This window comes from Ferruginibacter sp. (assembly GCF_014377975.1).
Classification (GTDB): Bacteria; Bacteroidota; Bacteroidia; order Chitinophagales; family Chitinophagaceae; genus Ferruginibacter.
Window position 1 is genome coordinate 1 of the sequence record NZ_JACMOO010000211.1, and the last position, 14,249, is coordinate 14,249.

Consider the following 14,249-nt stretch of genomic DNA (forward strand, 5'->3'; position numbering starts at 1 on the left):
GCAATTCCTTGCTCCGACTATACGTATACTGCGGCAAGTGGCGGATTACAGCCGGAATTCACGTATTCTATTGTAAAGACAATTGGCAACACGTCTGGGGGCAATTGTCTTAAAGGTGACTGGAGAGGTTCTGACCATACCGGCGACGGTGGTTATTTTATGGCGGTTAACGGAGCACCTAGTATTGGCTATAGCCCCGTTTTTTATCAAATAAAAAATATTCGGGTTTGTCCTGGAACTACTTACGAGTTTTCTGCATGGGTATTGAATATTCTCCCTTCAACTAGTATTGCAGCTAAAGCAGGTTCTGAACCTAATATCACATTTTCTGTAAATGGAAATAATATAGCTAACTCTGGCCCGATTGCTTACACCAGCACACCTACCTGGGTAAAAGTGGGTGGAACTTTCGTCGCGACAACTGATTCTGTGAATCTGCAGGTTTTAAATGCAACTGCGGTAGCTAGTGGCAATGATCTGGGACTGGATGATATTTCTATCAATGTATGTGAATCACAGGTAGCAGTAAATGGTCCTTCTTCAGTAACTGAAGGGAATGCTGTAACAGTTAATTATGTAGTGACAGATCCCGCCAAAGCCAACACGTGGTATAAATGGCAGAAAAGTACTAATGGAGGAGCATCTTTCAGTGACCTTGGTTCAGCAGCACAAGCTACGTATACCGGCAGTACATTTACTTTGCCTTTAGCTCTGGGAATTGTAAATTCTACAATGAATGGTTATAAATACAGGCTCGTTGTTTCTACCAGCCAGGCAAGTTTAACCAATGTTGTTTGTACTTATTTTAATGATTTTACCCTTATTGTTACTGCCGGTGGCCCACTTCCGGTTCAGTTAACTTCATTTACCGGCAGTTATTCAAATAGTATTGCTGCTTTAAACTGGCAAACCAGCCAGGAATTAAATAGTGATTATTTCGAATTATTCAGAAGTTATGATGGGGTTGATTTTGTAAGCGTTACTAAAGTAAAAAGTGCAGGTTATAGTAATACGATCAAGAATTATAGTTTTCTGGATCATGTTTCAGCAAGCAACCATGTATACTATCGTTTAAAGCAGGTTGACATCAATGGTAAAGAATCTTTTTCATCAATTGTTAATCTTTCTGTAGGCGCCAGAACCGGTGTTGATGTTTTCCCTAATCCTTTCAACAATAATTTTACTGTTTCATTGGCTTCAGCCAAAACAACTTCTGCTACCTTAAAAATTCAGAATACTTCGGGGCAGTTGATTTATACTAAAAACATCAGCCTCAGCAAGGGTAATAATTCTATAGTAATCAATAATCTTCCTTCATCATGGGGTTCGGGTATTTATTATGTAACCATTGTTAATGAAGAAATAAATTATAATACTAAATTGCAGAAATTATAGTAAACAAATAAAATATAATTAAATAAAAGGCAGCTTTAACAGGTTGCCTTTTTTTATATTTTTAATAGAATAATTTGTACTTTTTTTTATAAATAATAATAACATAACCATAGTATTTATGAAACATTACTGATTTTGTGTTAGCTGTTATAATGGTTCAATCTTGTTTAAAGAGTAACTTGAACGAATAAAGAAAAGTGTTAACCAGCAGTGATTTAACCAGAAGGGAAATAGCATAAAAAATATTGCTGGATAGTAATAGTTATGATGTGAGGGTAATCCGGGGGACAGATTTTTATCAGATTATTACAGTCCGGATAAAAAGGTTTAATCTAAGCACCGATTTTTATGCAGGAAAAGATATTTTGCTGTTGCAGGAGCAGGACTTGAATGAGGCCATGTTAACCACAACGATTAGGCTATGCTATGCTAATATTAAGAAGCAGGCTGGCACCAAAATTTTTATTGACTGGAATTAGTTTAATGCATCGGCGGGAACCTTACAAGGGCAAAAGAGACTTAGGATTGAACGTGAAAAATTATAATTTAATTTCTTCATCGCTATCATCAAAAAACTTAAACTCTGTTAAGTGATAAGTAGATTTGGAAACTACTTTAATTTTTTGTTTGTATTTCCAGCTCCATTTTCTGCGTCTGGAGATAATACCACTGGTAAGGAAGGTATAAAGGATAGGGTTAACTTCAATGGTAAGCCCCTTGTGGTTTTGCATTATTAGATAGCTCAGATTCTTTTCGATTTCATCTTCCAAAATTAAGGTTGATGAAATTTTTCCAGTACCATTACAACTGGGGCAAATTTCTGATGTATTGATATTCATTTCCGGCTTCATGCGTTGCCGGGTAATTTGCATTAAACCAAATTTGCTAATGGGTAAAACGGCGTGTTTAGCCCTATCCGTTTTCATGAACAATTCCATTGAATCAGCTAGGCGTTTTTTGTTTTCCATCAATTTCATATCAATGAAATCAACTACAATAATACCGCCCAAATCTCTTAACCGAAGTTGTCTTGCAATTTCTTCAGCCGCCTCCAGGTTGGTTTCCAAGGCATTTTGTTCCTGGTTGTTGCTAACGCTTTTGTAACCACTGTTTACATCAATTACATGTAATGCTTCTGTATGTTCTATAATTAAATAGGCCCCGCTTGGCAGGTTTACCGTTTTTCCAAAAGCAGCTTTTACCTGTTTTGTAATGCCAAAACTGTCAAATATGGGTGAACCATTATTATAAAAGGTAACAATATCAGCTTTCTCTGGCGCTATGCGGTCAATATAACTTTTAGTTTCTGCAAAAATGGTTTTATCATTTACCACTATGCGGTTAAAATCTTCATTCAACAAATCACGCAACATACTGTTGGCCTTGCCTTGTTCACTTAATATTTTTGAAGGGGGGGTTGCTTCTTTAAGATTGACTTGTATTGTTTGCCAGGTTTGTACAAGCGATAACAGATCTTCATGCAATTCTGCAGTATGTTTTCCCTCGGCAGCAGTACGGACAATAACACCAAAGTTTTTTGGTTTAATTGCTTCAATAATTTTTTGCAGTCTTTTTCTCTCTTCGCTGGAATGTATTTTACGCGATACTGCAATGATATCGTTAAAAGGAGTAATTACCACAAAGCGGCCGGGTAAAGATAATTCGCAGCTAAGACGTGGCCCTTTTGCAGCAATCGGCTCTTTTAAAATTTGCACCAGCACATTGGGCCTTCCACTGAGTACTTCGGCTATCTTTCCTGTTTTTACAATTTCAGGTTCTACCACAAATTTACTAAAATCAAACCCACCTTCTGTTTTATCATTGATGGCAACAGTAGTAAATTTCAGAATTGATTTTACATAAGGACTTAAATCGGTATAATGTAAAAAAGCGTCTTTCTCAAAACCTACATCAATAAAAGCAGCATTCAGTCCCGGAATTAATTTCTTAACCTTTCCAAGATATAAGTCTCCTACGGCAAAGTTTGCATCAGCTTTTTCGTTGTGCAACTCCACCAGTTTCTTATCTTCCAGCAGGGCTATTTCAACGCCTTGCGGTGTAGCATTTATAATTAATTCCTTTGTCAAAAAAATGCATTTAAGTTGCTACAGGTACATCACACGGAAGGATAATGTACAGCAATATTTTTACAAAAAACCATGATAGTAATGCATAAAAATATTGCTGATAAATAGGTAACGGCGGAGATGCAGTTACCGGCTTTAAAAAAAAATTATTTCTTTTTATGACGATTCTTTCTTAAACGTTTTTTACGCTTGTGCGTTGCAATTTTATGACGTTTTCTTTTTTTACCACAAGGCATAACTAAGTCTTTTGTTGTTAATAATAATTTTATATATGCTCGAAATTTAATCCCGATATCTTAATAATATATCGAAATAAATTTCGATGTACTTTTTACTTTAGCATTTTTATTCTTTCATTTACCTCTTTGGTATAAGCAGGATTATTAATCATCCGCTTGCTTATTTCGTACCATTTTAAGGCATTTGGTTTATCCCCTTTCCCTGCGTATGCATCTGCCAGCCAGGAAATAGCTTCTATATTATTTGGCTCATTTTTTACAACAGTTTGTAAACGCTCTGCCGCTTTTTCGTATTGTGTTGAAATAACACCGCCAATCCCTAATACCAACTGTGCCTGCATGTTCGTAGAATCTCTCTTAACAACCTGCAACAATTGTTGTATACCCTTCATGGTTGATTGTGCGTCACCTGCCATTCCTTTTCCAAATACGTAGCAACTTCCTAATTCAACTTTTAAACTGTCGTTGTTTGTATCCAGTTCTATTGCCTTTTCAAATAAAGCAATTGCCTGTTCCGATTTCCAACTTCTTTTTGCATTATCCTCTTCGTTTCTAAGGTCTTTTAAAATCAGTCGGGCGGCAAAGGTGAGGTTTTTTTCAGAATTTACCAACTTCGCTGCTTCTGCGGTGTAAAATAGATACAAATCATTTTGTTTAACAGAGTCTTTCCAAAAAGAAGCCAACTGATTATTTAATTTAATCTGCTGATCTTTTACGTCACCTCTTTTTACACTATTTTCCAGATTGTTCAGATAATTTTGCTGATAAACAGGTAATTTTTGCCGTGCCACTTGTACATAATTATTCCAGTTAAAGAGAGGGATGACTGGCAGCGTAGTGCTGGAAACACCAGCAACTTCTTTTTTGGCAACGGTTTTACCAAAAAAGAATAGCGAAGCGATTAACGCAATACCCGCTCCGGTAAGAATAAGTTGTTGTTTTTTCACAAAAAAAATTAAGGCGTAAAGGTAAGCTATAAGGCAGGTTTGCTATCGGGTAAGTTTTTATTTTTAACTTCCTGTACAAACTCTTTTGCAGGTTTAAATGCAGGTATGTAGTGTTCAGGAATTTCTACGGCGATATTTTTTTTAATATTACGCCCTATTTTTGCAGCCCTTTTTTTTGTAATAAAACTTCCAAACCCGCGTATGTAGATGTTTTCGCCCGCAATCAGCGACAATTTTATTTCTTTAAACATTGTCTCCAGTGTTACCATTACATCCACTTTTGGAATGCCTGTTTTGTCAGAGATTTCGGAAATAAGATCTGCTTTTCTCATGTGGATAATATTTTATAAATAACTATCAATCAGTAATATAGCACAATAAATTTTAAAAAACAATACCAAAAACCGATCACTAGGTAATATTGTTACTAATCAAAGCTACAAAGAATTTCATATATCAATGCAACCTGTTGATATTTAACAAAATATCTTTTAGATAAAAAAATTAGTGAAATTTGGCAATAATGAAAATAAGTAAACGCAATCAATTTTTTCAAGAGCAATTATTAGGATGGAACCAACAGGACAATACAAGGCAAATGCCCTGGAAAGGAGAAAAAGATCCCTATAAAATATGGTTGAGTGAAATTATACTTCAGCAAACAAGGGTACAGCAGGGATTGGATTATTACAATCGTTTTATTGCGGCATTTCCAACTGTTCATCACCTTGCCAATGCGCCTGAAACAACCATTTTTAAACTTTGGGAAGGCCTTGGTTATTATACCCGCTGTAAAAATTTAATTGCAACTGCAAAATTTATTTCGCAAAATTTAAATGGGGAATTTCCTGATGAATACGAAGAAATTTTAAATTTAAAAGGCATTGGTCCATACACAGCCGCCGCCATTGCATCCTTTGCCTTTAATTTACCGTACGCAGTAGTTGATGGTAATGTGTTTCGCGTATTGGCCCGTTACTTTGGTATTGAAACTGCAACAGACACTACGCAGGGAAAGCTACAGTTTACTTTGCTGGCCAATGATTTATTGAACAAAAAACAACCGGGTATTTATAACCAGGCTTTAATGGATTTTGGTGCTGTTGTTTGTAAGCCCCAACTGCCTTTATGTATCGATTGTGTACTTAGCACCAGATGTAAAGCCTATAAAAACGACACAGTAGATCGGTTACCCGTTAAGGAAAAAAAGATAATCAAGAAAGCAAGGTGGTTTTATTACCTGGTAATTGAATACAATGGCAAACAATATGTACGGAAGCGGGGAGCAAAAGATATCTGGGAAAACTTATATGAATTTGTGCTTATAGAAAATGAAGAAGCCTTACCACTTGAAAAATTAAGAGAACTTCAATTGGTTAAAGAAATATTGGGATCTGATAATTTTGAAATAGAGCAAATTTCTCCATTGTACAAACAACTGTTAACTCATCAGACAATACAGGGACAATTTATAAGGATTAAAATAACAAAACAATTGACTGGTAAAGGCTATGAAGCTTTTACACCCGCTGAAATCGACAAGCTTCCTTTTCCGAAATTTATAGCTGCCTATTTGAAAGATAAAAATGTATCTTTAAATTTGTTTTAAGATGACAATGTGTAAGATTTTATAGATTAAAGGCAACAATTATGAGAGGCGTAAACAGGGTAGTATTAATCGGCAACTTAGGCAAAGACCCTGATATGCAGTTTTTAGAAGGTAATATTGGTGTGGCGAAATTTTCGTTGGCCACCACTGAAACCTATAAGGACAGAAGTGGAAAATTGATTTCGCAAACTGAATGGCATACTGTAGTATTGTGGCGGGGATTAGCCGAACTGGCCCAAAAATATTTGCACAAAGGAAGTTTGGTTTATATAGAAGGCCGCCTAAAAACAAGAAGCTGGGAAGACAAAGAAGGCAACAAAAAATTTGCTACAGAAATTGTTGGAGATAATCTGATTATGCTGGATAAGCGGCATGATGGAAGTGCTGCAGGTGGGCCTATTGATGGATTGGAAGGTCTTGAAGGAGATATTCCACCCGAGGATGATGGCCCGGAAAGATTACCTTTTTAAAATACAAAACGATATTTTCATCAAAGGAATATCTGTTAAATATTGTTCACTAAAACTGATGATTTTGGATTACCATCCGGTTGTTGATTATACAAGATATTTCCATTTTTCTTTACTGGCAATAAGTCCTGCAGGCTCTGCAATACTTATTTTTATTGCAATCTTATTATTTATTATTTCCTTTTTAGTGGCTGGTGCTGAAGTAGCTTTTTTTTCGCTTACTTATAAGGACATTAACATGCTTAAAACCAAGCAGCAGCCATCTTTCAAACGAATTGTTTCTTTGCTGGAGCAGCCAAAAACATTACTTGCCTCAATGCTAATCACCAATAGTTTTGTAAATATCGGTATCATTTTAATTTCAAATATTGTACTGGATGGCTGGCTGGAAGTGGTAGACTTAGGCTTTTGGATAAGGTTTTTAATAAAGGTACTTTCTGTAACTTTTTTACTGGTATTGTTTGCCGAAGTATTGCCAAAAGTATGGGCCAATCATCATAAAATCTGGTTTGCTTCTACGGCATCACTGATTGTGGAAATTTTTAACAGTTTATTTTACCGGTTTAGCAAAAGAATGGTTGGATTCAGCGATGGCATCGAAAGAAAACTCTCACTTACTAATTCATCTATGATGGATAACAGCCAGTTGGATTATGCCATTGACCTGTTACCCGAACACGAAGCCACTATTGAGGAAAAGCAGATTTTAAAAGGTATCCGTAAATTTGGCGATACAACTGTTAAACAGGTAATGCGTACACGACTTGACGTTAGTGGTATTGAGCACACCAGCAACTTTGAAGACGTAATTAAAAAAGTGGAGGAATTGCATTACTCCAGGTTGCCGGTATATAAAAGTAACCTGGATGAAATAGTGGGCATCTTACATACCAAAGATTTATTGCCGCATGTTAACGCCAGCAAAGTAGATAATTACAGCTGGCATATTTTAATGCGTCCTGTGCTTTTTGTACACGAACAAAAACTGATAGAAGACCTGTTGCAGGAATTCAGAAACCGGCGCATACATTTTGCCGTTGTGGTAGATGAATTTGGTGGAACCAGTGGCATTGTTACGCTGGAAGATATCATGGAAGAAATTATAGGTGAAATAAAAGATGAGTTTGATGATGAAGAAAGCATTAATAAAAAAATTGATGACAGCACCTATATTTTTGAAGGTAAAACAATGATCAATGATGTTTGCAAGGCCATGCTTCTGCCTGCTGATACTTTTGAGGAAACAAGAGGCGATAGTGATTCGCTGGCAGGATTGGTGCTGGAAATTGCCGGAGAGTTTCCTCAAATAAATGAAGAAGTGCCCAGTGGGGACTTTACTTTTATTCCTTTGGAAATAAATAAAAACCGCATTGATAAAGTGAAGGTAATTATCAATACTTAAGGGCGTTGCAACTGACAGAATGAAAAACTACAAACACGCTTACATGCACAAAAAATATTTTTCCGCTAACAAACCACTCCAGTATTTTTTTATAATTATTACCTGTTTTATTTTTTTTGCTGCCTGCAATTCGCCCTATGTGTCTAAAAAAAGAGGATACTATACCATTGAACTTCCGGAACGCAAGTATCAAAAATTCGATCAGCCTGGCTTTCCCTATAGTTTTGAATATCCGGTGTATGCGAACATAATACAGGATAGCACTTATTTTGATAATAACCCCGAAAATTTATACTGGCGTAATATTGATTTTCCACAATTTCATGCAAGAATATTTTTAAGTTATAAAGAAATAGGGGGTAAGGCTTTGTATAAAATTAAGCAGCCCAATGGTCAGTATAAAGATTCTTTTACTACAAATGTTTTTGATAAAATGGTGGCAGATGCCTTTACGCTTACCAATAAAAACAACGTGGTATCCAATGCTATTAAGGATAGTTTAATACATACTCCCAACGGTATTGGCGGTGTATTTTTTAAAGTGGGTGGCAACGCTGCTACCGCAAAACAATTTTTTTTAAGTGATACGGTAAAAAACTTTATTCGGGGTGCTTTGTATTTTGATGTAACGCCCAATGCCGATAGTTTAAGACCTGTGCAGGATTTTTTGCAAACAGATATGGAGCATATCATCAATACCTTTAAGTGGAAAAATAATAAGTAATTTTTTTATGTGTTGAGTTGATAATTGAAGGTTTAATCTACGCTGCAATAAAAGATGCCATAAAAATATATTGTACAAATGTGCGACGCCAATGAAGTTCCATATTGCTTTTTGGCGCGGACAATAATTGTTTTACTTTTTTTATTACCCTTAGCCTCCCATGGTAAAACAGCTTTTAATTGATAACGCCTTTGCATTACTTTTGCACTTGATATGATAGCAATTGACAATATTTTAATAAGTGATGAAATTGTACAGGAGCAATTTGTTTGCGACCTTAATAAATGCAAAGGGGGGTGCTGTGTAGATGGAGATGCGGGTGCACCTTTAAATATAGAAGAACTGCAAAAATTAAATGAAGTGTATGATGCAGTTTTACCCTACCTGCCCGAAGAAAGTAAAACTGAATTAAAACTGCAGGGAAAATATGTAAACAATAAAGAATTTGGCTGGGTAACGCCTACTATTGAAAGCAAGGTTTGTGTGTATGGTGTTACAGATAAAAACGGTATTGTAAAATGTGGTATTGAACAGGCTTATAACGATGGCAAAATAAAATGGAAAAAGCCAATCAGTTGCCATTTATTTCCCATACGTATACAGCAAAGCAAGGATAAGCAAACAGAATATGTAAACTACGAACCACGGGAAGATCTTTGCAGTGCGGCCTGTACCTTAGGCAAAAAATTAAAAGTGCCGGTATACGTTTTTTTAAAAGATGCACTGGTAAGAAATTATGGCACTGAATTTTATGAAACCCTGGAAGCAACTGCCCAACATTTAAACACAAAGCCCTGAAAATTTCATCAAGTTTTAAAACAACGTTCAAATATTTTTATTTCTACCATGAAAAGAATTACTATTTCTGTACTACAGATTACAGGTTTTATTTTGCTTATTTCACTTGCTTCCTGCTCTGTAAACAGGGCCACTGTAGATGACAGCCTTAAAAAATATTTTGACGACAATAAGGTGGAAGGATGTTTTACCCTGTTTAATAACGCAGATGGTAAAGTAACGGTGTACAATCTGCCGATGGATACTGCCAGGGTTTTACCCGCATCTACCTTTAAAATTGTGAATTCATTAATTGGTTTGGAAACAGGCGTAATTGTTGATGAAAATATGGTTATAAAATGGGATGGGATAAAACGCAGCAATGAAGCCTGGAATAAAGATTTGACGATGCTGGAAGCTTTTAAAGTAAGCTGTGTTCCATATTTCCAGGAAGTTGCCCGTCGTATTGGAAAAGATACTATGAAGCTTTGGATAGATTCTTTAAATTACGGCAACAAAAATATCGGGGATAAAATCGATACTTTCTGGTTAGACAATCATTTAAAAATTTCGGCGGATGAGCAGTTGGGATTGATGAAAAGGTTGTATTTTGATCAGTTGCCTTTTCAGAAAAGAACCCAGCAAATTGTAAGGGATGCCATGTTGCAGGAAGAAAACACAGCCTATAGTTTAAGTTATAAAACTGGCGGAGGTTTTGATGAAAAAAATAATAATATTGGCTGGGTGGTTGGCTGGATAGAAGAAAATAAACATCCATATTTTTTTGTAACTCTGGTAAAATCGGCTGATTCAACTATTGATATGAAGACTGTGAGATTAAATATTACAAAAGGAATATTAAAACAACTCGGGTTTTTTAATGGCCGGATGTAATACAGGCTACAATAAATTGTGATTGTTTTCACAGCCTGCGATTGTTAAAGAAGATATTTTTGACCTTTAAAGGAAAGCAGTATTTATTAAAGTATTTCAGGTTAAAGCACATGGTACACTTTCAACACATCGAATATTTACTGGCATTGGCGCTGGTTCCGCTTATGATATTGTTGTATGTATTTGTATTGCGCAGTAAAAAAAATACAATCAAAAAAATAGGTGATCCGGCGCTGGTAAATCAATTAATTAAAGACTATAGCCCCGCTAAGTTTTTAATAAAATTTGTTTTGATTGTAACTGCATTTGTTGCTGGTATCATAGCATTGGCTAATCCGCGTATGCCAAAAGGCACTACTATTGTAAACCGCAGCGGTATTGATGTAATGATTGCCCTGGATGTTAGTAAGAGCATGCTGGCAGATGACATAAAGCCCAGCCGGCTGGAAAGGGCCAAACAGTTTATTGAGAGGCTGATTGATAAATTACCCGACGACCGGATTGGGATTGTGGTTTTTGCCGGCAGGGCCTATTTGCAAATGCCTTTAACTACCGATCATTCAGCTGCTAAAATGTATTTGTCCTCTGCCACACCGGATGTAGTGCCTACACAGGGAACAGTAATCGGCGATGCATTAAAAATGTGTTACGCCGCCTTTAATACAAAAGAAAAAAAGTACAAATCAGTAGTATTGGTTAGTGATGGGGAAGATCATGATAAAACTGCTGAAAAAGTAACCAAGGCAATGGCTGAGGAAGGCGTAATGATCAATACAGTTGGCATAGGCTCCCCGGAAGGAACTACCATTATTGATCCAGCTACCGGCGTCACAAAAACAGATGCAGAAGGACGCCCGGTGATAACAAAATTGAATGAAAAAGAATTACAATCCATTGCTGCTAACGGCAATGGATTGTATGAGCTTTTTACCAACACAGATGACGTTGTAAATGGTATAGATACACAATTGAAAAAAATGGGCCAGCATTCCATCACTGAAAATTCGCTGGTAAATTTTAAAAATTTTTTTCCCTGGTTACTTGGTCTTGCGTTGATACTGTTAGTGGCAGAATTTTTTGTTTCAGAAGTAAAGAAACTGGCTGTTGTAAAGAAAATAATTATTAAAAAAGAAACCGCGGCATTGATGGCCATGCTTATACTGCCTTCTTTATTATTTGCCCAAAACAGCAATACATTAATACAGAACGGTAACTATGCCTATAACAAAAAAGAGTATGATGTAGCAGTTGACAATTATAAAAAAGCTGCTGTTAAAGAGCCTGCCAATGAGACGGCGCAATATAATCTGGGCAATGCGTTGTATAAAAAAGGTGATGCAGAAGAAGCATTAAAAGCTTACGATGAAGCCATTAAATTCAGTAAATCAAAAAGCGATCAGTCCGGGTCATGGTATAACAAAGGCGTGTCTTTACAAAACAATAAAAAATTACCCGAGAGTATTGATGCCTATAAAAATGCATTGCGTTTAAACCCCACAGATGAAGATGCAAGATTTAATTTGCAAAAGGCTTTGTTGCAGCAACAAAAGCAACAGCAGCAAAAAGATCAGCAGGATAAGGACAAAAAGAAACCTAAAGACGATCAACAGAAAGATCAACAGCCGCAGGATAAAAATAAGGATCAGCAGCCCAAACCCCAACCTTCTAAAATGACCAAAAAAGAAGCAGAAGAAAAATTAAAAGCGTTGTTGCAGCAGGAAAAAAACCTGCAGAATAAATTACGAAAAGTCGATGCAGCATCACCGGACAAACCGGAAAAAGATTGGTAATAAAAAAGGAAATGAAGCAGGGCAAACAACTCCTGCTTTAATGTTGTTATTTTGTAGATCATGAAATGCAGCTCCAAACACTTTTTTTATTTATCCAGTTACCAAACCAATAAAAAAAGGCGTACAGCATTTCAATAATATTTATACTTATGCATCTGTATTGTGAATCATTAACCGATTATAAACGGCTTAAAACGAGAGAAGTAAAAATCGGCAATTTGCTGTTGGGCAATAATCATCCCATTCGTGTGCAAACAATGACCACCACCGATACGATGGATACCATCGCTACTGTAGAACAAACCATTCGTTGTATTGAAGCTGGTGCAGAACTGGTACGCATAACAGCACCTTCAAAAAAAGAGGCAGAAAATTTACAAAATATAAAAGACGAACTGAACCGCAGGGGATATTTTGTGCCGCTTGTTGCGGATATACATTTTACGCCCAATGCAGCGGAAATTGCTGCAAGAATAGTTGAGAAAGTAAGAGTGAATCCAGGCAATTATGTTGACAAGAAAAAGTTTGAACAAATTGAGTATACCGATGCTGAATATTTAGAAGAAATAGAGAGGATCAGGGAGCGATTTACACCGTTGGTATTAATTTGTAAAGAGTATGGAACCGCCATGCGTATTGGCACCAACCATGGAAGCTTGAGTGACCGCATTATGAGCCGGTATGGAGATACTGCCATGGGTATGGTAGAAAGTGCCATGGAATTTTTGCGTATTGCAAGAAGGGAAGATTATCACAATATTATGCTGAGTATGAAGAGTAGCAACCCATTGGTGATGGTGCAGGCTTATCGTTTACTTATTAACCACATGATGGATGAATTTGGTGAATGTTACCCCTTACATCTTGGTGTAACGGAAGCGGGTGATGGTGAAGATGGAAGAATAAAATCTGCTATTGGAATTGGTACATTGATGGAGGATGGCATAGGCGATACCATCAGGGTAAGCCTTACCGAAGATCCGGAATTTGAAATTCCGGTTTGTAAAGATCTGGTGAAAAGATATAGCCGTTTTTATTCGCTAAATAATAATACAAACAAGCAGCCTGACCTGAAACTTCCTTACTCACCATTTGAATATCAACGACGTCTTACCAACCAGGTGGCTATCACTGGCAATAAACATGTACCGGTGGTAATAGCAGATTTCATGTTGGCTGAAACAATTGCTCACACTGACTTACAGGCCATCGGTTATAATTATAATACCGTTACAGATAAATGGACAATTGGCGATGCTGCTGCAGATTATATATATACAAAAAGCAAAAAAATAAATTTTGCGTTACCCGGTACATTGCAAATTATCTGCGATTATTCTACCTGGTTAACAGAGGCAGATAATATTAAATATTTCCCACTTTTTGAGGGAGAAGAATTTTTAAAGGCAGGAAGAAAATCAGGTACGATCAATTTTATTACAATCGATGCCAATGCAATTTCTGAGATATTTCTTAAAAAAATACAAGAAGATATAACAGTCGTTTTATGTATTTATTCCACGGCAGTAAATGCCATGCAAACAGTAAGAAAATGTATCGTTAACCTAATGCAGCAACTAGTGAACTGCCCCGTAATAATCGCCGTTAAAAGTAACGACACTTCCATTGATGAACAACTCATTCATTTTAGTACAGAAGCCGGTGCCCTGTTTTTAGATGGTATGGGCGACGGTATCTGGCTGATGAATGACCCTGAACAACTGATCAATCAAGAGGTATCCGGCCGAACTTATCTGCAAACAAAAAACAACCACCAGTTTGTAAACAATACTTCTTTTTCTATTTTGCAGGCGGTACGTACAAGGATATCGAAAACAGAATACATCAGTTGTCCCAGTTGTGGCAGAACCCTGTTTGATCTGCAGGAAACTACCGGTAAAATACGTGCTGTTAC

12 protein-coding genes are annotated in these 14,249 nt (G+C 36.5%); 9 read left to right on the forward strand and 3 right to left on the reverse strand.

The annotated features are described in order from the left end of the window. The coding region (locus H7254_RS11660) for a T9SS type A sorting domain-containing protein (protein ID WP_301933131.1) at positions 1–1,395 on the forward strand (1,395 nt) is incomplete at its 5' end. A 539-nt stretch (positions 1,396–1,934) separates the two neighbouring features. Here H7254_RS11660 and H7254_RS11665 read toward each other — a convergent pair. The 3 genes from H7254_RS11665 to H7254_RS11675 all read right to left on the reverse strand — a co-directional run bounded on the left by H7254_RS11665 (position 1,935) and on the right by H7254_RS11675 (position 5,000). Next, positions 1,935–3,482: an Rne/Rng family ribonuclease gene (locus tag H7254_RS11665; RefSeq protein ID WP_301933132.1), complete on the reverse strand. Its 1,548-nt coding sequence runs from the start codon at positions 3,480–3,482 to the stop codon at positions 1,935–1,937. Between the two features lie 331 nt (positions 3,483–3,813). Beyond that, positions 3,814–4,668, reverse strand: a complete 855-nt coding sequence (locus H7254_RS11670) for a hypothetical protein (protein WP_301933133.1) — start codon at positions 4,666–4,668, stop codon at positions 3,814–3,816. Between the two features lie 26 nt (positions 4,669–4,694). Further along, on the reverse strand, positions 4,695–5,000 hold the full coding sequence (locus H7254_RS11675) for an HU family DNA-binding protein (protein WP_301933134.1): 306 nt from the start codon (positions 4,998–5,000) through the stop codon (positions 4,695–4,697). A gap of 191 nt (positions 5,001–5,191) precedes the next feature. Between H7254_RS11675 and mutY the strand changes: the two genes are divergently transcribed. From mutY to ispG, 8 genes are all read left to right on the forward strand, one after another. Further along, on the forward strand, positions 5,192–6,277 hold the full coding sequence (gene mutY / locus H7254_RS11680) for an A/G-specific adenine glycosylase (RefSeq protein WP_301933135.1): 1,086 nt from the start codon (positions 5,192–5,194) through the stop codon (positions 6,275–6,277). Between the two features lie 41 nt (positions 6,278–6,318). Next, on the forward strand, positions 6,319–6,747 hold the full coding sequence (locus H7254_RS11685) for a single-stranded DNA-binding protein (protein WP_301933136.1): 429 nt from the start codon (positions 6,319–6,321) through the stop codon (positions 6,745–6,747). Positions 6,748–6,811: 64 nt separating this feature from the next. Then, positions 6,812–8,149: a gliding motility-associated protein GldE gene (gene gldE, locus H7254_RS11690; RefSeq protein WP_301924489.1), complete on the forward strand. Its 1,338-nt coding sequence runs from the start codon at positions 6,812–6,814 to the stop codon at positions 8,147–8,149. A gap of 43 nt (positions 8,150–8,192) precedes the next feature. Next, a complete protein-coding gene (locus H7254_RS11695) occupies positions 8,193–8,873 on the forward strand; it encodes a hypothetical protein (RefSeq protein ID WP_301933137.1) in 681 nt (226 codons plus the stop codon). Between the two features lie 213 nt (positions 8,874–9,086). Beyond that, positions 9,087–9,671, forward strand: coding sequence for a DUF3109 family protein (locus H7254_RS11700; RefSeq protein ID WP_301933138.1), 585 nt, complete (start codon positions 9,087–9,089; stop codon positions 9,669–9,671). A 48-nt stretch (positions 9,672–9,719) separates the two neighbouring features. Next, positions 9,720–10,544 (forward strand): class D beta-lactamase, encoded by an 825-nt coding sequence (gene blaOXA / locus H7254_RS11705; protein ID WP_301933139.1) that lies wholly within the window; start codon positions 9,720–9,722, stop codon positions 10,542–10,544. A gap of 110 nt (positions 10,545–10,654) precedes the next feature. Next, complete coding sequence (locus tag H7254_RS11710) at positions 10,655–12,334, forward strand: VWA domain-containing protein (protein ID WP_301933140.1); 1,680 nt, start codon at positions 10,655–10,657, stop codon at positions 12,332–12,334. Between the two features lie 149 nt (positions 12,335–12,483). Further along, positions 12,484–14,249: (E)-4-hydroxy-3-methylbut-2-enyl-diphosphate synthase (ispG, locus tag H7254_RS11715; RefSeq protein ID WP_301933141.1), on the forward strand; the 1,766-nt coding region annotated here is incomplete at its 3' end.

Bases quoted from the DNA above. Each gene is read 5' to 3' on its own strand.
- H7254_RS11700 (WP_301933138.1), top strand. From the start codon at position 9,087: ATGATAGCAATTGACAATATTTTAATAAGTGATGAAATTGTACAGGAG.
- H7254_RS11695 (WP_301933137.1), top strand. From the start codon at position 8,193: ATGCACAAAAAATATTTTTCCGCTAACAAACCACTCCAGTATTTTTTT.
- H7254_RS11685 (WP_301933136.1), top strand. From the start codon at position 6,319: ATGAGAGGCGTAAACAGGGTAGTATTAATCGGCAACTTAGGCAAAGAC.
- H7254_RS11710 (WP_301933140.1), top strand. From the start codon at position 10,655: ATGGTACACTTTCAACACATCGAATATTTACTGGCATTGGCGCTGGTT.
- H7254_RS11675 (WP_301933134.1), bottom strand. From the start codon at position 5,000: ATGAGAAAAGCAGATCTTATTTCCGAAATCTCTGACAAAACAGGCATT.
- blaOXA (WP_301933139.1), top strand. From the start codon at position 9,720: ATGAAAAGAATTACTATTTCTGTACTACAGATTACAGGTTTTATTTTG.
- mutY (WP_301933135.1), top strand. From the start codon at position 5,192: ATGAAAATAAGTAAACGCAATCAATTTTTTCAAGAGCAATTATTAGGA.